The sequence below is a fragment of the Mycobacterium fragae genome, assembly GCF_002102185.1.
In the GTDB taxonomy this organism is placed as follows: Bacteria; Actinomycetota; Actinomycetes; order Mycobacteriales; family Mycobacteriaceae; genus Mycobacterium; species Mycobacterium fragae.
This window is the reverse complement of sequence record NZ_LQOW01000006.1, coordinates 210,186-230,581: the sequence shown is the minus strand read 5'-3', so window position 1 is coordinate 230,581 and position 20,396 is coordinate 210,186. Positions and strand designations below refer to the sequence as shown.

Genomic DNA, 20,396 nt, shown 5'->3' with positions numbered 1-20,396 from the left:
CAAGCTAGAGCCGTGCGAATCGACCGGCTCGGCGACCTTGGCAGCGCACCGCGGGTGCTGCGCGCCGTCGGCGACGCCGCCAATCGGCTGGACCTGCCGCCGCCCGCTGCGCTGACGGGCGACTGGTTCGGGGCGCTCGCGGTGATCGCGCCGAGTGTGTCGGTGCGAACCGTCGACGTGGTCGATGCGTTTGACGTGCGAGCGGGTTCTCACGGCCCGGCGGTCGGCGGTGGTTGGATCGGTTACCTGTCCTACCCGGATCCCGGCGCCGACGGGCGACCCGCACGCATCCCCGAAGCCGCCGGCGGCTGGACCGACTGCGTGTTGCGCCGCGACCGCGACCGGCAGTGGTGGTACGAAAGCCTCTCGGGCGCACCGATGCCGCGGTGGCTGGCCGACGCTCTGGCGACGCCCGCACCGCCGCGGGCCTGGCGCATCGACTGGGGCGCCGCCGACCGTCGCGCTCACCGCGCCGGGGTGCTGGCCTGCTTGGAGGCCATCAGCGCGGGCGAGGTTTACCAGGCCTGCGTGTGCACGCAATTCGCCGGCACGGTCGAAGGGGATCCGTTGGACTTCTTCGCCGACGGCGTTGCCCGCACGGCACCGGCGCGGGCGGCCTTCGTCGCCGGGCCCTGGGGCGCGGTGGCGTCGCTGTCGCCGGAGCTGTTCCTGTGCCGGCGGGGCGATGTCGTGACGTCCAGCCCGATCAAGGGCACGCTGCCGTTGGACGCTTCCCCGTTGGCGCTGCGGGGCTCGGTCAAGGATGTCGCCGAGAACATCATGATCGTCGATTTGGTCCGCAACGACCTGGGCCGGGTCGCGGTCACCGGGTCGGTCACCGTGCCCGAGCTGCTGGTGGTGCGGCCCGCGCCCGGCGTGTGGCATCTGGTGTCGACGGTGTCGGCGCGGGTGCCTGTCGACTTGCCGACCTCGATGCTGCTCGACGCCGCTTTCCCGCCCGCTTCGGTGACCGGCACGCCCAAACTACGTGCGCGGCAATTGATTTCAGGGTGGGAATCATCCCGGCGGGGAGTGTATTGCGGCACAGTAGGTTTGGCGTCGCCGATGGCCGGATGCGAGCTCAACGTCGCGATCCGCACCGTCGAATTCGACGCTGTGGGCAATGCCGTGCTGGGGGCGGGCGGCGGGATCACGGCCGACTCCGACGTCGACGCGGAATGGGAAGAGTGCCTGCACAAGGCCGCGCCGATCCTCGGGGTTGCGTCAGCGTCTAGACCGCAGCACGGCGTCGTAGAGGTCGCGCCGTGATGGTGCGCCGGGCGTCGCGGCGATCACCTGCGCGCAGGCGTCCTTGACGCGAATCCCTTGGCGCGTCAGGTTTTCCACCTCCGCAACCAGCGGCGCTAGGTCGGCGCGCGGCGTGGCGCCCGCCAGCACGACGGTAATCTCGCCGAGCACACCGTCGGCCGCCCAGGTCGCCAGCTCGGCCAGCGATCCACGGACCACCTCCTCGTGCACCTTGGTCAGCTCACGGCAGACCACCGCGCGACGGGCCCCGCCGAGCTGCTCGACCGCATCTCGCAAACAGGCCGGCAGCCGGCGTGGCGATTCGAAGAATACACACGTGCGCTGCTCGTGTTCGAGCGACGCCAGCCAGGCCCGTCGTGCCGACTGCTTGCGCGGGACGAAACCCTCGAAACAGAACCTGTCCGACGGCAGTCCGGACACAGCCAGCGCAGTGGTGACCGCCGACGGGCCCGGCAGGCACCGCACCGGCAGGCCCGCGTCGACGCAGGCCGACACCAGTCGGTGCCCCGGGTCGCTGATCAGCGGCATCCCCGCGTCGCTGACCACCAGCACGGTGGCGCCGGCGGCGATCTCGTCGACCAAGGCAGGCACCCGCGACGCCTCGACATGATCGAAAAAGCTGACCACCTTGCCGGTGATCCGAACCTCGAGCGCCCTGGCCAGTGTCCGCACCCGACGGGTGTCTTCCGCGGCCACCACATCGGCCGACCCCAGGGCCTCGATCAGCCGCGGCGACGCATCGGACGGCTGACCCAACGGCGTCGCGCCCAGCAGCAATCGGCCAGCGGTCATGGCGAACAGCCTACGATCGGGGTGATGACCGCCCCGCCTCTCGACGCCGCGACCGAGGAGCGGGCAGTACCTGTCATCAGCCCCGGGCCGCTGATGCCGGTTCCCGACTTCGGGCCCGTCGACCGGCTACACGGCTGGGTTGTGACCGCCGTGATCACCGCGCTGGCGGCGGTGACCCGGTTTGTGAACCTCGGTTCGCCGACGGACGCGGGCACACCGATTTTCGACGAGAAGCATTACGCGCCACAGGCATGGCAGATGCTGCACAACCACGGGGTCGAGGACAACCCGGGATACGGGTTGGTGGTTCACCCGCCGGTCGGCAAGCAGCTGGTCGCGATCGGTGAGGCGATCTTCGGCTACAACGGGGTGGGTTGGCGGTTCATTGGTGCGCTGCTCGGCGTGGTCATGGTGGCGCTCGTGGTGCGGATTGTGCGGCGGATAAGCCGCTCCACGTTGGTCGGCGCCATCGCCGGGCTGCTGCTCATCGCCGACGGGGTCAACTTCGTCGCGTCACGAACCGCGCTGCTCGACGGCTTCTTGGCGTTCTTCGTGGTCGCCGCCTTCGGTGCGCTGGTCGTCGACCGCGATCAGGTGCGAGAGCGCATGCACATCGCGCTGACCGAAGGCCGCATCACCGAGACGGTGTGGGGACCGCGCCTGGGAGTGCGCTGGTGGCGCTTCGGCGCCGGCGTGCTGCTCGGATTGGCTTGTGCGACAAAGTGGTCCGGGCTGTACTTCGTGGCGTTCTTCGGGCTGATGTCGTTGGCGTTCGACATCGCGGCGCGCCGGCAATATCGCGTGCTGCGCCCATGGCTCGGAGTGATCCGCCGCGACATTGCGCCGACCGGCTATGCGTTGCTGCTCATTCCGTTTGCCGTGTATTTGGCTTGCTACGCACCATGGTTCGCCTCCGAGACGGCGATCGACCGACACGAGGTCGGCCAGTCGATCGGACCGCACAGCCGTTTCCCGCTGCCCGACGCCATCCGGTCGCTGTGGCATTACACCTACAAGGCCTACCAATTTCACGCCGGGTTAACCAATTCCGCGGGCAACTACCACCCGTGGGAATCCAAGCCGTGGGCATGGCCGATGAGCCTGCGACCAGTGCTCTATGCCATCGACCAGCAGAACGTTCCCGGCTGCGGCGCGCAGTCGTGCGTGAAAGCGCTCATGCTGGTCGGCACGCCGGCGCTCTGGTGGCTCTCGCTGCCGGTACTCGGCTACGCGTGCTGGCGGACATTCGTGCGCCGCGACTGGCGCTACGCCGTGGTGCTAGTCGGCTACTGCGCGGGCTGGCTGCCGTGGTTTGCCGACATCGACCGGCAAATGTACTTCTTCTATGCGGCCACCATGGCGCCGTTTCTCGTGATGGCGATCGCGTTGATCTGCGGCGACGTCCTGTATAGGCCCGGACAAAATGCCGAGCGTCGTACCCTTTCGCTCATCGCCGTGTCCTGTTACGTGGCCCTCGTGCTGACGAACTTCGCGTGGCTGTTTCCCGTGCTTACCGGGCAGCCGATTTCGCCGTCCACCTGGAACATGGAGATCTGGCTGCCCAGTTGGCGCTAGTTCTCAGCGCGAGATAGAAGCCAGGGCTGTGGTTTTGCGCTCTTCCACAGCCGTGGCTTCTGACTCGCGAACGTGTCGGTGCTGAGCGCAACGATCGCATGCATGGACGAGGTCATCATCGGCAGCGAAGCCATTGCTCAAGGCTCGCTCACCCGTGGCCAGCTGCGCTGGAACTACCGGCCAATCCTTCCGGATGTCTACATCCCGAAATCGCTGTGCCGATCGCTGGAGCTGATGACCATCGGCGCATGGCTGTGGTCGGGCCGTAGAGCGGTGATCACCGGACGCGCAGCTGCGGCACTGCACGGCGCGGAGTGGGTCGACGAGTACGCGCCGGTCGAATTGCTCTGGCGCAACAATCATCGCCCGCCCGGCACGATCGTTCGCAACGAGCGATTCCAGCCCGACGAAGTGATGTCTGTTGAGGGACTACCTATTGCGACGCCAGCGAGAACGGGATTCGACCTCGCTCGACATCTCCCGCGAACGATGGCCATCGCCCACCTCGACGCGCTAGCGAGAGCGACAGGCATGAAACAGATGGACGTGCTACGCCTGGTGAATCGTTATCCCGGTGCACGCGGGAACAAACGCGCCCGGGAATTTATCGACCTGATGGACGCCGGCGCCGAGTCACCCAAGGAATCTTGGCTGCGGTTGCTCTTGGTCGACGCCGGGTTTCCGCGTCCAACCACTCAGATCCGGGTAACAGACGGAGCGATGACGGCATTTGTCGACATGGGTTGGGAAGACCTCAAAATCGGCGTTGAGTACGACGGTGATCATCACCGCACCAGTCGACACCAATTTCTCCGGGATATCGCCCGCATCGAGATGCTCGAGCGCAAGGGCTGGATCATTATTCGCGTCGTGATTGAGAGCCACCCGGCCGACATTCTGCAGCGCGTGCGCCACGCCTTTGTCCGTCGCGGTTACGACCGCCCGCCGCGAGATAGCAGCCAGGGTCGTGACGCCGCCTGAAATCACAGCCGTGGCTTCTATCTCGCGTAAGAGCTCAAGTATGGTTTAGGTATGAATTCCCAGGAGCTGTCGCCCGGTGAACTGGCCGCCCGGGCCGGCGTGGCGATCTCAGCTCTGCACTTCTACGAGCGGCAGGGGCTGATCACAAGTCGGCGCACGTCGGGCAACCAGCGCCGCTACGCTCGCGACACGCTGCGCCGCGTCGCATTCATTAGGATGTCGCAGCGACTGGGCATTCCGCTGGCCCGCGTTCGCGAGGCGCTGGCCACCCTGCCCAGCGACCGGGTGCCGACCAGCAAAGACTGGGCGCGGCTGTCCGCCGGCTGGCGGGCCGACTTAGACGACCGGATCCTGCACCTTCAGCGGCTGCGCGACAACCTCGCCGATTGCATCGGCTGCGGTTGCCTGAGCCTGCGCAGCTGCGCACTGTCCAATCCAGGCGACGTGCTGGCCGCGCAGGGGCCCGGCCCGGTACGGCTGTAGAGCCTTCGAACGTCCGTGCGATAAACTGGCCGCCGTGGCGATTGCGGTACAGGAGTCGCTGTTCGACTGCAACGAGCGCCGCGCGCTCGGTGACGGCGCGTGGATCGACATCCGTTCCGGCTGGCTGAGCGGCGCCGACGAGCTCTTCGACGAGCTGCTGACGAACGTGCCCTGGCGCGCCGAGCGCCGCCCGATGTATGACCGGGTGGTCGACGTGCCGCGCCTGGTGAGCTTCCATGACCTGAGCGTCGAGGACCCGCCGCATCCGCGGCTTTCCCGGCTGCGGCGCCGGCTCAACGACATCTACGCCGGCGAGCTGGGCGAGCCGTTCACCACCGTGGGCCTGTGCCTCTATCGCGACGGGTCCGACAGTGTCGCCTGGCACGGCGACACCATCGGCCGCAGCAGCACCGAAGACACGATGGTGGCGATCGTCAGCCTCGGCGCGACTCGCACCTTCGCGTTGCGGCCACGCGGCGGTGGAGCGTCGTTGCGACTGCCGCAGGCTCACGGCGATTTGTTGGTGATGGGCGGATCATGCCAGCGCACCTGGGAGCACTCGGTTCCCAAGACATCCGTGTGCGCGGGACCGAGGGTCAGCATCCAGTTCCGACCCAGGGATGTGCGCTAGCTCCGGACCGCGGCGACCGATTTGACGAGTAAGTCACGCGCACGGTTGGTGTCGACGGGGGCGACCGGCTTGCCGGGTGCGACCAGCGGGTTGGCGGTGACGATCACCTGGTACTCCCCGAAGTGCGCGGAGTAGTTGTATAGCTCGCCGCTGCGTTGCTGACCGTCGATGGTCGTTTGCAGTATCCGGTGCACTCCCAGCGTGCGGGTGCCGTCGATCTGCGGGACGTCGACGACCTCGATGACACCGCGCACCTTGCCCCCGTCGAATCCGACTTTCTGGCAGTGTGGCCCAGGGTCGGTGAACGGCACAGCTTGCGACGTCTGCAGGGCGATCGCAATGAAGCGGTTGCCGTCGCCCTCGGCAGACACCGCGGCCATGTTGCCCTGTAGCCCCGGTGGCATCTCCTGGCCCGCCACGAATTTCGCGCAGTCCGCGGGGTCGAACCTCAACCCCGGCGGCAGCTTGTGCGTCGACAACACCCTGGGATCGACACCGGTCTTCGGGATGTCCTTGACCTGATAATCCGGCCCGAAGCTCGACTTCACTTGAGAAATCTTCGTGATATCGGCCGAGGTGGTTTCCGACGACCCTGCCGATGAGCATGCCGCCAGCAAAAAGGCGCTTGCAATCGCGACGGCCATCCTCTTCATCGGGGGCCAATCTAACGCACCCGTCGTCAGCTGCGTAATGCCGACACGGATTTCACCAGCAGGTCTGCCGCGAATTGCGGTGGCAACGGCGGATGTGCCGCGCCCGGGTCGCTGATCAGTGTGGTGAACGCATAATAGTCGCCGAGGTACGCGGTGAAGGTGCTTGCGCGGGAGACGATTTCATTACCGCCTTCGACCGAAGTCGTGGTGTCGGCGGCCATGCCGAGGGTTTGGGCCCCGTCGATGCGTGGCGACTCGATGAGATGAACCCGGGACGTCGCGCGCCCGCTCGACATGCTCCAATGCGGGCAGCCCGCAACCACGGTCTGGTCCAGCGCCACCGGGCCCCTCGGTGCAGCGACGACCAGCGCATAGACAATGCCGCCGGCACCCGAGCCCGAGATACCTTGAGCGGACACGCCTTGCCTATCGGCCGGGTCGGCCAATACCGCGCAGCGCGCGGGATCGGCCGTCCAGCCGCCGCCAAGACCCCAGATCGTAGGCGGATCGGGCGTATCCGATACGGCGCTCACTTCGTAACCGGGCGGAAGTTCGCCGCCCACCCGCTTGATCTTCGCGGGGTTGATACGGCGAGCGGGTGCGCTGCGCGATGGCGCCGTAGTTTCACCTGCCTGGCCACACGCCGCAAGCAGCAGGGCGACCGCCGCCACGATGCACAGCCGCATGCTAGCCGACGGCCCGAATTACTTGGCGGGCAACGCGTTTGATGTTGTTGGTCATCTCACGGCCAAGCGAGATGTCGCGCGCCGCCGGCACATCCATGACGGTGGTGACCACGCCGACGTCGTCGCGCTCCCACATCGCGCCGTAGTGGTCCAGTATCGCGCGCATCGCCAGGTTGTCGGAAAGCACACGCGCGGAGAACCTTTCGACTCCGTCGACGCGAGCGGCAACTGACAGCGCCCCGAACAGAAACGAACCGACCCCGCGGCCCTGATACTCATCAGCCACGGTGAACGCGATCTCGGCGACGGTGGGATCATTATCGTCGCGAACGAAGCGGGCGTCCGCCACAGGGTAGCCGTCCTCGTCGGTCATCACCCACACGAAGTGGTCGACGTAGTCGACCTCGGCGAGGTAGTCCATCAGCGCCGGGCTGGGAACGCGCGGCGACATGAACCGGCGGTATAGCGTCTCGCTCGAGAACTGGACGTGTCCCTGCATGGTTCGCTCGCTGTCGCCGGGCAGCACTGGGCGAAGCAGCAGCTCGGTTCCGTCGCGCACCCGCACCGGGATCGGCGTCACGAACGCGGCCAGACGCTGGCGGACCGTGCGCACCAGCCGGCCCATGATTCCCGGGATGTGCACCATCCGCGCGAAGGCGTCGCTGTCGCCGATCCAGCCGGTCAGCGGCTCGGTCGTGGTGACGGTCGCCGTTCGCGGGATGTCGCGCAGCAACGCGATTTCGCCGACGACCATGCCGGCGGACACGTGCTCGACGATCACCACGTCGTCGTCGCCGACGTGCTTGACCTCGGCGGTCCCGGAGGAGATGAGCAGGAAGGAAACGGCCTGCTCACCTTGCTGCATGAGCACCTGCCCCGCCGCGGCCTGCAACGGCTGCAGGCTTGCGGCCAGCGGCATCAGATCCTCGACGCAACATCCTTCGAAGATGTCCAAGGCGGCGAGCTCGTCGGCGCGCAACGCGGCCAGTTCAGTCACGATGCTGCCCAGGTTATGGGCTGGATTCGGCTCAGTCCAGACTGATGGGATGGACATCGGCGACCACGCGCTGGAGACGACCCGCGGCCTGCTCGATCGCAGCGCCACGGTGCGGCACGGTTACCTCGACGTGCTGGGCGAGTCAACGGCGTCTCCCGCACCTACGCTGGCGCAACGGGCGATGAACAGCGCGTTCGTCGCGACCGTGTACGAAAGGTTGTGGCGGCCGGTCGCGTTCTACGTTGCCAGCGGTGTCACCACCGGCGCCGAGCAACGCCGCGCTGCTGACGCATTGCGGCTGCGGGGCGCGGCTCGATTACTCGATGTTGCCTGCGGGCCAGGCAATTTCACCGGCAAGCTGGCGCAGCGGCTGCCCGATGGCGGCCTTGCCATCGGATTCGACATCTCCGAGCCGATGCTGACCCGCGCGGTGCTGGACAACAGCGGGCCGCGCACCTGCTATGTCCGCGGCGACGCCCGCGAGCTGCCGTTCGGCGATGAAACATTCGATGCCGTCTGCTGTTTCGGTGCGCTGTATCTGATGCCCGAACCTTTTCAGGTCGCCCACGAAATGGTGCGCGTGCTCAGACCGGGTGGTCGGGTGGCGATCCTGACCAGCTATGCCGGGCAAGCCGCGCCGGCGCGGCAGGCCCTGACCGGGGCTGCCCGCCTCATCGGGCTGCGCATGTTCGACCGACACGCGTTCGTCGACTTGTTCACCTCGTCCGGGCTGGTCGATGTCGAACAGCAGACCCAACGCACGCTGCAATTCGTGACTGCGGCCAAGCCCGGGTGACGGCGTTCGTCAGGTCGCCGAGAAGAAACCCTCGTCGGCCATCGCCGCGCAGGAAGTGCCACCGGCCGCCAGGGCATGAGATTTGAACACGTGAGCGGCGGCGCTCGGCCGGTGGTGGACCGCGGCCAGGGTGCACTTCAGTCCGGGCGCGTAGCCCCGGCCCCAGAGCAGGACCTCGGTCATCCGGCTGTTGAGCGCCGCGAGGACTACTCGACGGACGGCTTCGCTTTTGACCAGCATGTCGGCGGCGACGGCAAGGCAGGCCGGTCCCGGCGACAGCGGCGCGACCCTGGCGCCCAATATGCGTATGGGCCGATCGTCTACTTCGTCTATTTCTCCGTCGACCACCACGGTGACGTCCCATCCGGCCATCGCCCGATCAAAGATCAGCCCGCCGGCCGACGTGACCGCTTCGGCGACGCCGGGCGCGATCACCTGCAGCCGGTGACGGTCGACGATTCCCGATGAAGGCCTCGCCGATCGCTTGGCGGGGCTGCTGAGTTCCTGAAGAGCGACCATATGTTGTCCGTTCACTCGCTGACACTACGAATATAGAGTAATCTCTTGTCGAAGGAAACACCGAGTGCCATGGATCGCTACACTGCCGCCATACCGAACCGACGCAAGCCCAATCCGGCACAGCGCCGCCGCGAACTATGCGATGCGGCGATCCAGTTGCTAGCCGACGACGGTGCCAAGGGCTTGAGCCATCTGAAAGTCGACGCCAAGGCAGGGGTTCCCGACGGCACGACCTCGTTCTACTTCCGGACGCGCTCAGCGCTTTTGCGCGCGGTTGCCGAGCGGGTGGCCGAGCTCGACCTGGCCAGCTTGCAGTCGGTTGCCGACAGCGCGGGCCTCGACGCGGAGTCGTCGGCCTCCACGTTGGCGAAGCTGGTCATCCAATCCGGCGAGGAGCCACAGCTAAGCCGAACCAAGGCGCGCTACGAGCTGACCATGCAGGCCACGCGCGATCCTGCCGTGGCCGCGACCCTGCAGCGCGCCACCGATGCATTCACCAAACTGCACCACGACATCGTTGTGCAGCTGTTGCCCCAGGGCGCCAAGTTGCCCCCCGCTGTCGTCGACGATCTGAGCAACGTCACGCTGACGTTTATCAATGGGCTTTTGCTGCGATTCGCACACGGCGACCGGATCATCGCCAGTCCCGAACAGCTCGACGGCGTCTTGTCGGCCATCGCCGCCGGCATCTTGAGCAGTGAGCGACGGGGTCGACTCACCCACGACGGTGCGCCGCAGCCGCGCCGCCGGCGCGCATGACCAGCACATCCGCCGGGCCTTGCTCTCTGCACCCGCAGTGTGGTTCTCTACAAGAATAGAGCTAGCCGTTCATCGGAGAGTACAAATTTCGTGACGATCAGCACGAGCAAGGACGTCTACTACGACCCATACGACGACGTCCTCAACGCCGACCCCGAGGGCCGAATCGCCCTTGAACAACTGCTCAAACGCTTCCCCGAGTGGGAGGTCGATCTGACCAACGCCCGTCTGAGCCCGACCTCGACGGTGCGCGGGTGGGAGTCGATGCCCGCCCTTGTGCCATGAAACCAACAACATAGACGGGAGACAGTCATGCCTGAGTACGACTACGAACAGATGAAGCGGGAAGCCGAGGCGCTCATCAAATTCGAGAAGGATGTCAAGAACCGAATCGCCTATATCACGTTCGACCGTCCCGACGCGCAGAACTCGACCACCCTGGGTATGCGCCAGAACTACGCCGACCTGATCCACAAGTGCAATGTGGACGACGACGTCAAGGTCGTCGTGATCCGGGGGGAAGGCGAAGATTTCGGCAGCGGAGGTGACCTGCCCGAGCAGCGAGGCATGCTGGAAAACCCGGGCATGCCGCTGCTGCATGAACTCGCGATCAACGACGACGACGTCAAGTACCCGCCCGGCGGCTCATACCGTTATCTGTCCACCGTCACCGACTTCTACGCCAAGGCCCGCGCCGGCAACCGGCCTCTGCAGGAACTGCGGAAGATCAGCATCATCGAAGCCAAAGGCTACTGTTACGGGTGGCATTTCTATCAGGCCGGTGACGCCGATCTCGTCATCTCCTCCGACGACGCGCTGTTCGGGCATCCGGCATTCCGTTACGTAGGGTGGGGTCCGCGGCTGTGGTGGTGGGCGGAGACCATGGGTTTGCGGAAGTTCTCCGAAATGCTGTTCACCGGGCGGCCTTTCACCGCCAAGGAGATGTACGAATGCGGGTTCGTCAACAGCGTCGTCCCGCGCGACAAACTCGAGGAGGAGACGCTGAAGTATGCGATGGCATGCTCGCGCTCCCGCCCCACCGACACGGTCGCGGTGCAGAAGACCTTCCTCGAGCTCTACAAGCAACACAAGGGCGAATACTTCGGCAGCCTGCTGACCGGCATGGTGGAAGGAATGCTGCCGATGATCCAAAACGACCGTGACAACGAAGTCGACCTCACCGAGGGCACCTTCGGTAAGGGCCTGAACAACGTGGTGAAGGACAACGACATGAACTTCCCGCCCGAGTGGCGCCTGTCCCGCTCGGGACGCAGCAAGCCCTAAGGGACGGCATGTCGGCGCTGAGTGGTTTCCGGATCGTCGAGTTGGCCGAAACGGTTGCCGGAGAATACTGCGGCAAGCTGCTGGCGGACTTCGGCGCCGAGGTGATCAAGGTCGAAAGGCCGGTCCATGGCAGCCCCACTCGGTCGATGGCCCCGATTGTCGGCGATCACAACGGGTTCGAGCACAGCGCGCTGTTCGCATACCTGAACACCAACAAGCGATCTGTACGGCTCGACGTCACCTCGGCAGGCGATAGCGAAATGCTGCACAAGCTGATCCCCACCGCGCAAGCCGTCATCGATGATTACGTATCGAGCCAGCTCGAGCGTCGACATCCCGCCGTGGTGTTCTGTTCGATCACCCCCTACGGCCAGGACGCTCCGCCGGAGTTTCAAAATGCCAAGAGCATCAACGTTTTCCACAGCAGCGGCTGGGGTTATCACACACCCAGTCATGCCGATCCCGCCAGACCGCCGTTGAAGGGGCCCGGCCGTTTCCTCGCCGACTACGAGGCGGGAGTCGACGCCGCGCTGTGCGTCGCCTCGTCGCTGTTCCGGCACCTACACACCGGCCAAGGGGAGTCCATCGACGTTTCGCAACAGGCGGTGCTGGTCTCGCGCGCCGACAGCATCCTGGGCAGGTTCATCGCCGGCGAAGTCACGCCTCAGAACAACCGCCACGACTACGACCAGAAGGGCCCGGCGGCCTTTTTCGCATGCGCAGACGGGTACGTCTACCTCTACATGAGCAGCCGCAACCACTGGACCGGCGTCAAAAAGCTCATGGGCAACCCGGGTTGGCTCGACGAGTTCGACGACGACTGGCTCGAGTTCTCCGTGACGCAGGACAAGGTCACCAGGTTTCAGGAGGGGTTCGCCGCATGGGTCCACGGCCTGCACAAAGACAGCGCAGCCGACGAGGCTCAGCGGTTAGGTGTCCCGTTGGTGCCCGTCAAAACGGCGGCCGACCTGAAGGATTCGCCGCAGTATCGCCATCGCGGGTTCTTCCAGAATGTCACGCACCCCGTATTGGGCACCGCGGCCTACCCAGGCGTTCCCTACCTGCTGAGTGCCTCCCCCGCGCGCATCACCAGCGCCGCGCCCTCCCTCGGCGAGCACACCACCGATGTTCTCGACGGCATCGACGCGCCGCGAGCCATGCCGACAGTCAAGTCGCCCCAACGCAAACCGCCCAAGGCGTCGCGGGGCGGGCCGCTGGACGGTGTCCGCGTCGTCGAGCTCACCAAAGTGTGGGCGGGCCCATACGCCGGCAAGCTGCTGGCCTTTCTCGGCGCCGAAGTGATCAAGGTGGAAACCGCCGACAACCCCGAGGAGATGCGCGCCTACGGCGGTACCGACATCAACCACGCGCCGTATTTTCTGAGCATCAACCCCGAAATCTGCAGTGTGGACCTGGATCTCAAGTCATCGGCGGGCCTGGGCCGGCTGCGCGGCCTGATCGGGAACAGCGACATCGTCGTCAACAATCTCCGACCTGGGGCGATGGAACGCTTGGGTCTCGGGTACGAACAGCTGAAGGCCATCAAACCGGACATCATCTCGGTGTCGATCAAGATGTGGGGCAACGACGGACCGCTGGGTCATCAGACCGGTTACGCGCCGTGCTTCGCCGCGCTGGCAGGGCTCGCCTCACTGGTGGGCTACCCGGGCGGCCCGCCGCTCGGCACCAGCATCCGCTACGGAGACTCCACGGTCGGCGCCGCCGCGGCCTTTGCCCCGTCGCGGCGCTGCTGCATCGCGAACTCAGCGGCGAGGGCCAATTCGTCGACGTGTCGGCCGTGGAGACGCTGTCCTCGATGATCGGCGATTGTCTACTCGAACAAGCCCTGACCGGTAAGCAACTCGAACCTGAAGGCAACCGCCACCCCGATATGTCTCCGCACAACTGCTATCCCTGCACGGGCGGCAACTGGATCAGCATCGCGGTGGCAGACGACACGCAATGGCGTCTTCTGTGCGACGTGCTGGGCGCCACCACGCTGGCCGACGACGCACGTTATGCCACCCTGCCCGACCGGCTGGAACACACCGACGCGCTGGACCGAGACCTCGCCGAGTTCACCAAGAGCCACGAGGCCGAGGAGCTGGCGCGCCGGCTCCGTTGCGCTGGTGTGCCGGCGAGCAAAAGCGCGACATCGCTCGATGTGATCAGCGATCGGCTGCTCTGGGATCGCGAGGTGTACCGGTTCGTCTCCGATCACCGCGAGGGGCAACGCCCGATTGTCGGGCCGCCGTGGCGAATGTCGCAGGCGCCGGCAGAGATCGCACGGGGCGCACCCGACCTCGGTGAACACAACGATTACGTGCTGCACGAAATCCTCGCTGCCGGTTCGCCTTCGGAGGCGAGATGACCGCACCACTTGCGGGGACCGCGGCGTTGGTAACCGGCGCCAGCAGCGGCATCGGCGCGGCGACCGCGCGGGCGCTGGCCGCCGACGGCGCCGCGGTAGCCCTGCTCGCTCGCCGCACCGATCGGCTACGCGAACTCAAAGCGGACATCGAATCGGCGGGCGGCGCGGCGCTGGCGGTGCCCGCAGACGTGACCAGCGCAGAACAGGTCGCCGCGGCGGTGGACCGGGCCGTCGGCGAGCTGGGCCGACTCGACATCCTGGTGAACAATGCCGGGCTCATCCGCATGGGGCCTGCTGCCCAAGCGCCACTGCAGGATTGGGACGACCTCGTACGGGTCAATGTGCAGGGCGTCTTGTATGTCACCCGCGCCGCGCTGCCCCACCTCATCGACGCGGTGGCGGACTCGCCACGCGGTGTCGCCGATGTGGTCATGATCAGCTCCACAGGAGGCTGGGTGGCCCGGCCCGGCACCGCGGTCTATTCGCTGACCAAATTCGGTGTGAATGCCTTCAGCGAAGGGATCCGACAAGAGTTGCTGGGCAAGCGGGTTCGGGTCGGTGTGGTGGGGCCGGGCACCGTCGAGACCGAGATCAGTAGTCACCTGGACCCGCAGTCGCGTGAGGCGTTCGATCGTCGGACCGCGGACATCGTCCAACTGCGACCCGAGGACATCGCCGACGCGGTGCTTTACATGGTGACCCGGGACCGCCGGGTAGCGGTCAACCAGATGTTGGTGCGCGCCGCCGAACAGACCTGGTGATAGTTGCGCTAGCGTTTCGAGGGGTCTTCGATAGTTCGGTAGCGGAGCAAAGGACCGAAATAGTGAGTGTGGCTTTATTTGGTTACCTGACCATATTGACCCTTGCGTTAGCGTTGGCGTTGGCCGCCGTCGCTGCCGTATACGTGAAACAGCTGGATGACCGGACGCCCAGTCCCATAAGCGAAAAAATAGGCAGCGCCAAAACGGTCATGCAGAAAGTGCGCAAGCGCGAACCATTGTCGCGAGATGAGCTGGATTATGCGAGGCAAATCGTTGCCGATCGTAGCTCCTTGATGGCCTTCTGCATCCCGGGCGCATTGTTTATGGTCGGATGCTTTTACGTGTTTGGCAGCCTTTACCACCTGAACGGGGCGACGCCCTCGGAGCGGACGTTTCTCGGGGTGTTTCCCATGTTGGCGTCCATGAACTTCACGATCCGGATGCTCAGAAGCGCAGCGCTGAAGAGGCGTCTGCGGGGGTAGCCCGGGCCATTGCGGTCGCGTTCCGGCCGCAGTGCCGATACTCTTTGCAGGTCATTAGTCCATTAGGGACGTGATCGTCTACTATCTGCATGGGCCCGCGCACGGGAGCGGGGGACCGCGAATGTGCCGATCGAGTTCCGAAAGGTGACCGAGTGAGCCCTCGTTCAGTCGGCAGGACCGTCTTGGCCCGGTTCTGGATGCCTTTGGTGGCCGTCGTCGCGGTCGGCGTGGGAGCGGTGGGCATGTGGAAGGTGCACCAGTTCTCGGCTCCGCCGCCCGTCATCACGGTCAATGGCCCCGCGGCGCCCGAGCAGACCACTCCCAAAGAGCTCACCTATGAGTTGTTCGGTTCCGTCGGCGACGGTGGGATGCTCGTCTACCTGGACATCGACGGGCATCCGCATCAGGTTGATCTGACGACGTTGCCGTGGTCGCACACGGAGACGACGACGCTCACGGTGGTATCCGGCAGCATCTCGGCGCAGGTTCATGGCGGTCGACTTGGCTGCCGGATGCTGGTGAATGGCGTTGTCCGCGACCAGCAGTCCGATACCCATGAGGATGCGCACGTCATGTGCAGGGTGAAATCCGCATGAGCGAGCATCGAGCGAGGCGACCGTTCGTCCCGAGGATGGTCCGCGTCCTCGCGATCCCGATCATCGCTTTTTGGGCGCTTCTCGCGGTGTCGACGAACACGTTCATGCCGCAGGTGGAGCGGGTCGCAGAAGAACTCGCGGGTCCCATGGTCCCGCATTACGCGCCGTCGCAGCGCGCATTGCTGCATATCGGCGAGAAGTTCCACGAGTCCAATTCGACCAACTTGACCATGCTCGTGTTGGAAGCCAACCGGCCGTTGGGCGATGTGGACCATCGGTATTACGACGATTTGGTGCGCCGGCTCAAGCGTGACCCCAAGCATGTGCAGTACGTCATGGACCTGTGGGGCAAGCCGATCACCGCGGCGGGGGCGCAGAGCGTCGACGGCAAGGCCGCGTACGTGCTGTTGCGTCTCGCGGGCGATATCGGCCAAATGGAAGCGAATAAGTCCGTTGCCGCCGTTCGGAATATCGTCGCGGATGTTCCGCCCCCAGCTGGACTCAAGGTCTATGTCAGCGGCGCGGCGCCGCTCGCTTCCGACACGGTGGCCATTGCCAACTCGAGCCTGAACAACATCACGATCGTGACGATCATCCTCATCGTCACGATGCTATTGCTGGTGTATCGCTCCATCAGCAACCTGCTGGTGCCCTTGCTCGGAGTTCTGATCGAGATGCTGGTCGCGAAGGGGGTTATCGCGACCCTCGGGCATTTGGGGTACATCGAGCTCTCGTCCTTCGCCGTGAACATCGTCGTCGCGTTGACCCTGGGCGCAGGGACCGATTACGGCATCTTCTTGATGGGCCGCTATCACGAGGCACGCCAAGCCGGTGAAAGCCGCGAAGACGCCTTCTATACCGCGTACAAGGGCGTAACGCCGATCATCATTGGCTCCGGCCTGACGATCGCGGTGGCGTGCTGGTGCTTGACTTTCGCACGCCTCAACTACTTCCACACCATGGGGCCGGCCGTTGCCATCGCCATGCTGTTCAACATCGCGGCAGCTATGACGCTCGGCCCAGCCATCTTGACGGTCGGCAGCCTTTTCGGGCTCTTCGACCCGCGGCAGGCGGCCAAGGCGATGTTGTATCGGCGGATCGGGGCGAGCGTGGTGCGGTGGCCGGTGCCGATCCTCGCCGCCAGTGCCGCTGCCGTCATGCTCGGCGCGATCTTCGTGCCGACGTACCGGCAGAACTACGACGACCGTGCCTACCAGCCATCCGATGCGCCTGCCAAACAGGGTTTCGCGGCGGCGGATCGGCACTTCCCGAAGAGCAAGCTGTTCTCCGAGATGCTGATGATCGAGACGGATCATGACATGCGAAATTCGGCCGACTTCATCTCGTTAGACCGGGTGGCGAAGAGTCTCATTCGTCTTCCCGGCGTCGCGATGGTGCAGAGCATCACCAGGCCTCTGGGCCGGCCGTTGGAACATGCCACCCTCCCGTACTTGTTCACCACGCAGGGCAGCGGGAACGGTCAACAGCTCCCGTTCAACAAGCAGCAAAATGCCAATACCGACATGCAGGCGCAGATAACGACCCACTCTGTCGAAGTCCTGCGCAAGGAGATCGTTTTCTTCCAAAAGATGTCGGATGAGCTGCACAAGACGGTTCTCACCGTCGAGGATTTGCAGCAGATCACCGATGAGATGAATTCGGAGATCTCAAATCTCGACGATTTCTTCCGGCCGATCAAGAGCTATTTCTATTGGGAGAGACACTGTTTCGACATTCCCATTTGCTGGGCGTTCAGATCGCTGTTCGACGGGCTCGACAACATCGACCACCTGGCTGCGGACATCAAGGACGCCAAAGTCTCCCTCGAGGCACTTGACAAGCTGTTGCCGCAAGTCATCACGCAGCTGAAACTCACGGCCGACGATTCAGAGGCGTTGGCAGCTCTTTTGGTCAGCAGCTACGGGCAGTCGGCTCTGCAGTCCACACAGACCGACCAGACATTCGACGACCTGGTCAACGTCGGGCTCGACTTCGACCGGTCCCGCAGCGATGACTTCTTCTACATCCCGAGAGAGGGTTTCGACAACGAAGACGTCAAGACCGGTATGGCGCTCCTGATGTCGCCGGACGGCAAGGCTGCTCGATTCATCGTCACCCACGAGGGCAACGCGATGGGCCCTGAAGGCGTGGAACATGTCAACGCGTTCCCTGGGGCGATAACCACGATCTTGAAAGAGACGTCGTTGGCCGGCGCGAGAGTTTATATCGGCGGCTCGGGATCCAACGACAAAGACATCAAGGAATACGCTGCATCGGATTTGCTTATCGTCGCGATCGCCGCCTTCGTGCTGATCTTCTTGATCATGTTGTTCCTGACGCGAAGTCTGATGGCCGCCTTGGTGATTCCGGGCACGGTCGCTTTCTCGTACGCCGGGGCGTTCGGGCTCTCCATCCTCGTGTGGCAGCATCTCATCGGCCTGCCTCTGCACTGGCTGGTGCTGCCGCTGACGTTCATCATCCTGGTGGCGGTGGGTTCGGACTACAACCTGCTGTTGATCGTCCGAGTCAAAGAGGAGCTTCACGCGGGGATACACACGGGCCTCATCCGCGCGCTCGGAAGCACGGGTGGCGTGGTGACTTCCGCCGGGTTGGTGTTCGCGTTCACCATGCTGGCAATGCTCACAAGCGATCTCAGAACGATCGGTCAGGTGGGTTCGACCGTATGCATCGGTCTGCTGCTCGACACGCTGATCGTGCGTTCGTTCGTCGTGCCCTGCATCCTGCGAATCCTCGGACCGTGGTTCTGGTGGCCGACGCTGGTGCGGTCCCGTCCACTACCGCAGCGATAAATCGGGACCGGTCAGGCGTCGTACTCCTCCGTCGTCCGAGGAGCGGCGGGCAGTTGGTCGTCGAGAGACTGCCGGTAGCGGATACAGCCTCGTAAGAACTGTGGCCACTCCGGCACATTCGGCAACGGATCGGTGGATTCGGGCAGGAGACTCCAGAGTTGGGGATGATGCCAGCAGAGCTCATGGTTGGTGCTGTCACGGTGCTGGCGGATACCGTTCCTCAGGCGGACGACCTCCTGCACGAGCTCGCGGCGAGAGAGAGTTTCGAGATCGTCGTCCATGGACGCCATTCTCCTCTTTGACGTTCCGCTTATCCGCAGGTCGTCTAGGTTCCTGACGTTTAGTCTCCCGACATGGACCGTTTCTGGGAGTGGGCGTGGGATCGGTATGGGATCCGGTACTCGTGGGTGGTTTGGGCGTTCACAGCTCTCACGGCGCTGCCGACCTGCCTGATTACGTCGTTTCTGGTTCTCGGCTACGAAAGATCGAGTCACTACGTTGACGCGGTTGCCGTCAGGATTATCGCCGTGTTGGTGATGTCATGCTGTGCCGTTCCTCCCGGCGGCCGGCAGTTTCATCTAGCGGAGCGGTGGAAAGCAGGACACGGGATCGATCGTGCGGCAGCCCTCGAAGACACCTACATCTATGCTCGGCGCTCGGTCGTTCGATGTGTGGCCGGCTTCACGATCGGTACTGCCACGCTGGCGTTGGCTGTCGGTGCGATCGCGGGAGCGACTAATTCTCGGCTCGTCCAGTACGGGTTCGTCGGAGCCGTCCCCGGGTTTTCGATGTCGCTGATCGGTGTGCACGCCCTCCTAGAAGGAGCAGTGCGGCCGGTTCGCGCCGCCCTGGCCGGCGACACGGCTATCGGTGACGCGCTGCCTCGTTCTCGCCCGACCATTGCCGAGTGGTCGAACATGGCCATCTTCGCGATCGCTTTTGGCTTTGCCGCGGCTGCCGCTTTGACGGCGGCGGTTTTCAATCGGTCCACCAGTGAGGTTCCCGTTCTCGCCGTCGTGATCGGGTTGGCCTATGCGGTTGGCGTGGCAGTGCCGATCACCGTCGGCACCTCGTTCTCACCGTTGCTGCGACCCGTTCGCGACCTCGCACAAGCAACGGAGCGTGTTGCGGTCGGCGATTACAGCCAACGCGTGCCGGTGGTTCAAGACGACGACCTCGGCGCCCTCGCGGCATCGTTCAACCGCATGCAGGCGGGTTTGGCTGAGCGGCAACGCCTTCAGGCAGCGTTCGGCACTTACGTCGACCCAGCTCTGGCTGCTCGGCTGCTCGAGCAGGGCGACGACGTGTTCAGCGGTGAGCGCCGCGAGGTGACGGTGATGTTCGTCGACGTGCGCGATTTCACGCCTTTCGCCGAGGCGAACTCCCCCGACGACACAGTCTCTCGCCTCAATGCACTGTTCGAGATCGTCGTGCCAGCCGTCGTGGACGCCGGTGGGCATGTGAACAAGTTCCTCGGCGACGGCGCGCTAGCGGTCTTCGGCGCGCCCAACGATCTCGCGGAACATGCCGACGCCGCGGTAACCGCCGCGAAGCTGATTCACCGCCTCGTCGCGGAGCAGTTCGGTGCAGAACTGCGGATTGGCATCGGGGTGAATACGGGTGAGGTGATCGCCGGCACCATCGGCGGCGGCAGCAAGCTGGAGTTCACCCTGATCGGTGACACCGTCAACGTTGCCGCCCGAGTGGAGCAGCTCACCAAAATCACCGGCGACGCGATCCTTCTCACCCAGCAATGCGTCGACGCCCTGGCGTGTCGACCTACTGGACTCATCGACCGGGGATTGCACACCCTGAAAGGAAAGTCAGAAACCGTGCAGGTTTTCGGCCTCGAGCCCGAGACCGATCCGCGGATTGACATCGCCGACTAGTCAAACCTCTTTGGAGCTAACGGGATTCAAAAACCCGTCGTGACCTACTCGATCATCCCATG

19 protein-coding genes and 2 pseudogenes are annotated in these 20,396 nt (G+C 64.7%); 15 read left to right on the top strand and 6 right to left on the bottom strand.

Going from position 1 to position 20,396, the window contains the following annotated elements:
- The first annotated feature begins 12 nt into the window (after positions 1–12).
- Positions 13–1,269 carry an aminodeoxychorismate synthase component I gene (locus AWC06_RS05170; RefSeq protein WP_085195022.1) on the top strand — a complete coding sequence of 419 codons (1,257 nt, stop codon included), beginning with the start codon at positions 13–15 and terminating at the stop codon, positions 1,267–1,269.
- On the opposite strand, the gene rsmI is transcribed toward AWC06_RS05170, so the two are convergent.
- Positions 1,225–2,061 (bottom strand): 16S rRNA (cytidine(1402)-2'-O)-methyltransferase, encoded by an 837-nt coding sequence (gene rsmI / locus AWC06_RS05165; protein ID WP_085195020.1) that lies wholly within the window; start codon positions 2,059–2,061, stop codon positions 1,225–1,227. The two genes, AWC06_RS05170 and rsmI, sit on opposite strands and share 45 nt — an antisense overlap.
- A 24-nt stretch (positions 2,062–2,085) precedes the next feature.
- Here rsmI and AWC06_RS05160 point away from each other — a divergent pair, with 24 nt between their 5' ends.
- From AWC06_RS05160 to AWC06_RS05145, 4 genes are all read left to right on the top strand, one after another.
- A complete protein-coding gene (locus AWC06_RS05160; protein ID WP_085195019.1) occupies positions 2,086–3,636 on the top strand; it encodes a dolichyl-phosphate-mannose--protein mannosyltransferase in 1,551 nt (516 codons plus the stop codon).
- A gap of 102 nt (positions 3,637–3,738) precedes the next feature.
- A complete protein-coding gene (locus tag AWC06_RS05155; RefSeq protein ID WP_085195017.1) occupies positions 3,739–4,617 on the top strand; it encodes an endonuclease domain-containing protein in 879 nt (292 codons plus the stop codon).
- 51 nt (positions 4,618–4,668) lie between these two features.
- On the top strand, positions 4,669–5,100 hold the full coding sequence (gene soxR, locus AWC06_RS05150) for a redox-sensitive transcriptional activator SoxR (protein ID WP_085195015.1): 432 nt from the start codon (positions 4,669–4,671) through the stop codon (positions 5,098–5,100).
- 34 nt (positions 5,101–5,134) lie between these two features.
- Positions 5,135–5,731: an alpha-ketoglutarate-dependent dioxygenase AlkB gene (locus tag AWC06_RS05145; RefSeq protein WP_085195013.1), complete on the top strand. Its 597-nt coding sequence runs from the start codon at positions 5,135–5,137 to the stop codon at positions 5,729–5,731.
- Here the strand turns inward: AWC06_RS05145 and AWC06_RS05140 are convergent.
- From AWC06_RS05140 to AWC06_RS05130, 3 genes are read right to left on the bottom strand one after another with little or no spacing between them, the layout of a single operon-like run.
- Positions 5,728–6,384 (bottom strand): DUF5642 family protein, encoded by a 657-nt coding sequence (locus AWC06_RS05140; RefSeq protein ID WP_085195011.1) that lies wholly within the window; start codon positions 6,382–6,384, stop codon positions 5,728–5,730. The genes AWC06_RS05145 and AWC06_RS05140 overlap by 4 nt on opposite strands.
- Positions 6,385–6,410: 26 nt before the next feature.
- Positions 6,411–7,070, bottom strand: coding sequence for a DUF5642 family protein (locus AWC06_RS05135; RefSeq protein WP_085195009.1), 660 nt, complete (start codon positions 7,068–7,070; stop codon positions 6,411–6,413).
- 1 nt (position 7,071) lies between these two features.
- Complete coding sequence (locus AWC06_RS05130; protein ID WP_227370990.1) at positions 7,072–8,067, bottom strand: GNAT family N-acetyltransferase; 996 nt, start codon at positions 8,065–8,067, stop codon at positions 7,072–7,074.
- A gap of 49 nt (positions 8,068–8,116) precedes the next feature.
- Between AWC06_RS05130 and AWC06_RS05125 the strand changes: the two genes are divergently transcribed.
- Positions 8,117–8,863, top strand: a complete 747-nt coding sequence (locus tag AWC06_RS05125) for a class I SAM-dependent methyltransferase (protein WP_085195005.1) — start codon at positions 8,117–8,119, stop codon at positions 8,861–8,863.
- A 9-nt stretch (positions 8,864–8,872) separates the two neighbouring features.
- On the opposite strand, the gene AWC06_RS05120 is transcribed toward AWC06_RS05125, so the two are convergent.
- Positions 8,873–9,397: a hypothetical protein gene (locus AWC06_RS05120; protein WP_085195003.1), complete on the bottom strand. Its 525-nt coding sequence runs from the start codon at positions 9,395–9,397 to the stop codon at positions 8,873–8,875.
- A gap of 75 nt (positions 9,398–9,472) precedes the next feature.
- On the opposite strand from AWC06_RS05120, the gene AWC06_RS05115 reads away from it, so the two are divergent.
- The 8 genes and pseudogenes from AWC06_RS05115 to AWC06_RS05080 all read left to right on the top strand — a co-directional run bounded on the left by AWC06_RS05115 (position 9,473) and on the right by AWC06_RS05080 (position 18,445).
- Positions 9,473–10,141: a TetR/AcrR family transcriptional regulator gene (locus AWC06_RS05115; RefSeq protein WP_139819919.1), complete on the top strand. Its 669-nt coding sequence runs from the start codon at positions 9,473–9,475 to the stop codon at positions 10,139–10,141.
- A gap of 156 nt (positions 10,142–10,297) precedes the next feature.
- Positions 10,298–10,426 (top strand): annotated as a pseudogene (locus tag AWC06_RS05110) (cytochrome P450); the annotation flags it as partial.
- A gap of 27 nt (positions 10,427–10,453) precedes the next feature.
- A complete protein-coding gene (locus AWC06_RS05105; protein WP_085194997.1) occupies positions 10,454–11,425 on the top strand; it encodes an enoyl-CoA hydratase/isomerase family protein in 972 nt (323 codons plus the stop codon).
- Between the two features lie 8 nt (positions 11,426–11,433).
- A pseudogene (locus AWC06_RS05100) lies at positions 11,434–13,796 on the top strand (CaiB/BaiF CoA transferase family protein).
- The gene (locus AWC06_RS05095) at positions 13,793–14,557 is read left to right on the top strand and encodes an SDR family NAD(P)-dependent oxidoreductase (RefSeq protein ID WP_085194995.1); all 765 of its coding nucleotides are present in this window, start codon (positions 13,793–13,795) and stop codon (positions 14,555–14,557) included. The pseudogene AWC06_RS05100 and the gene AWC06_RS05095 overlap by 4 nt, the downstream one beginning before the upstream one ends.
- Positions 14,558–14,619: 62 nt before the next feature.
- Positions 14,620–15,039 (top strand): hypothetical protein, encoded by a 420-nt coding sequence (locus tag AWC06_RS05090; RefSeq protein WP_085195153.1) that lies wholly within the window; start codon positions 14,620–14,622, stop codon positions 15,037–15,039.
- A gap of 197 nt (positions 15,040–15,236) precedes the next feature.
- The gene (locus tag AWC06_RS05085) at positions 15,237–15,635 is read left to right on the top strand and encodes an MmpS family transport accessory protein (RefSeq protein WP_085194993.1); all 399 of its coding nucleotides are present in this window, start codon (positions 15,237–15,239) and stop codon (positions 15,633–15,635) included.
- Between the two features lie 35 nt (positions 15,636–15,670).
- Positions 15,671–18,445: an MMPL/RND family transporter gene (locus AWC06_RS05080; protein WP_211281901.1), complete on the top strand. Its 2,775-nt coding sequence runs from the start codon at positions 15,671–15,673 to the stop codon at positions 18,443–18,445.
- A gap of 11 nt (positions 18,446–18,456) precedes the next feature.
- On the opposite strand, the gene AWC06_RS05075 is transcribed toward AWC06_RS05080, so the two are convergent.
- On the bottom strand, positions 18,457–18,726 hold the full coding sequence (locus AWC06_RS05075) for a hypothetical protein (RefSeq protein WP_085195149.1): 270 nt from the start codon (positions 18,724–18,726) through the stop codon (positions 18,457–18,459).
- A 72-nt stretch (positions 18,727–18,798) separates the two neighbouring features.
- On the opposite strand from AWC06_RS05075, the gene AWC06_RS05070 reads away from it, so the two are divergent.
- Positions 18,799–20,334, top strand: a complete 1,536-nt coding sequence (locus AWC06_RS05070; RefSeq protein WP_085194992.1) for an adenylate/guanylate cyclase domain-containing protein — start codon at positions 18,799–18,801, stop codon at positions 20,332–20,334.
- The last annotated feature ends 62 nt before the right edge of the window (positions 20,335–20,396 follow it).

Coding starts and splice junctions, on each gene's coding strand:
- soxR (WP_085195015.1), top strand. CDS start 4,669: ATGAATTCCCAGGAGCTGTCGCCCGGTGAACTGGCCGCCCGGGCCGGC.
- AWC06_RS05140 (WP_085195011.1), bottom strand. CDS start 6,384: ATGAAGAGGATGGCCGTCGCGATTGCAAGCGCCTTTTTGCTGGCGGCA.
- AWC06_RS05080 (WP_211281901.1), top strand. CDS start 15,671: ATGGTCCGCGTCCTCGCGATCCCGATCATCGCTTTTTGGGCGCTTCTC.
- AWC06_RS05085 (WP_085194993.1), top strand. CDS start 15,237: ATGCCTTTGGTGGCCGTCGTCGCGGTCGGCGTGGGAGCGGTGGGCATG.
- rsmI (WP_085195020.1), bottom strand. CDS start 2,061: ATGACCGCTGGCCGATTGCTGCTGGGCGCGACGCCGTTGGGTCAGCCG.
- AWC06_RS05160 (WP_085195019.1), top strand. CDS start 2,086: ATGACCGCCCCGCCTCTCGACGCCGCGACCGAGGAGCGGGCAGTACCT.
- AWC06_RS05105 (WP_085194997.1), top strand. CDS start 10,454: ATGCCTGAGTACGACTACGAACAGATGAAGCGGGAAGCCGAGGCGCTC.
- AWC06_RS05095 (WP_085194995.1), top strand. CDS start 13,793: ATGACCGCACCACTTGCGGGGACCGCGGCGTTGGTAACCGGCGCCAGC.
- AWC06_RS05155 (WP_085195017.1), top strand. CDS start 3,739: ATGGACGAGGTCATCATCGGCAGCGAAGCCATTGCTCAAGGCTCGCTC.
- AWC06_RS05075 (WP_085195149.1), bottom strand. CDS start 18,726: ATGGACGACGATCTCGAAACTCTCTCTCGCCGCGAGCTCGTGCAGGAG.
- AWC06_RS05135 (WP_085195009.1), bottom strand. CDS start 7,070: ATGCGGCTGTGCATCGTGGCGGCGGTCGCCCTGCTGCTTGCGGCGTGT.
- AWC06_RS05070 (WP_085194992.1), top strand. CDS start 18,799: ATGGACCGTTTCTGGGAGTGGGCGTGGGATCGGTATGGGATCCGGTAC.
- AWC06_RS05125 (WP_085195005.1), top strand. CDS start 8,117: ATGGACATCGGCGACCACGCGCTGGAGACGACCCGCGGCCTGCTCGAT.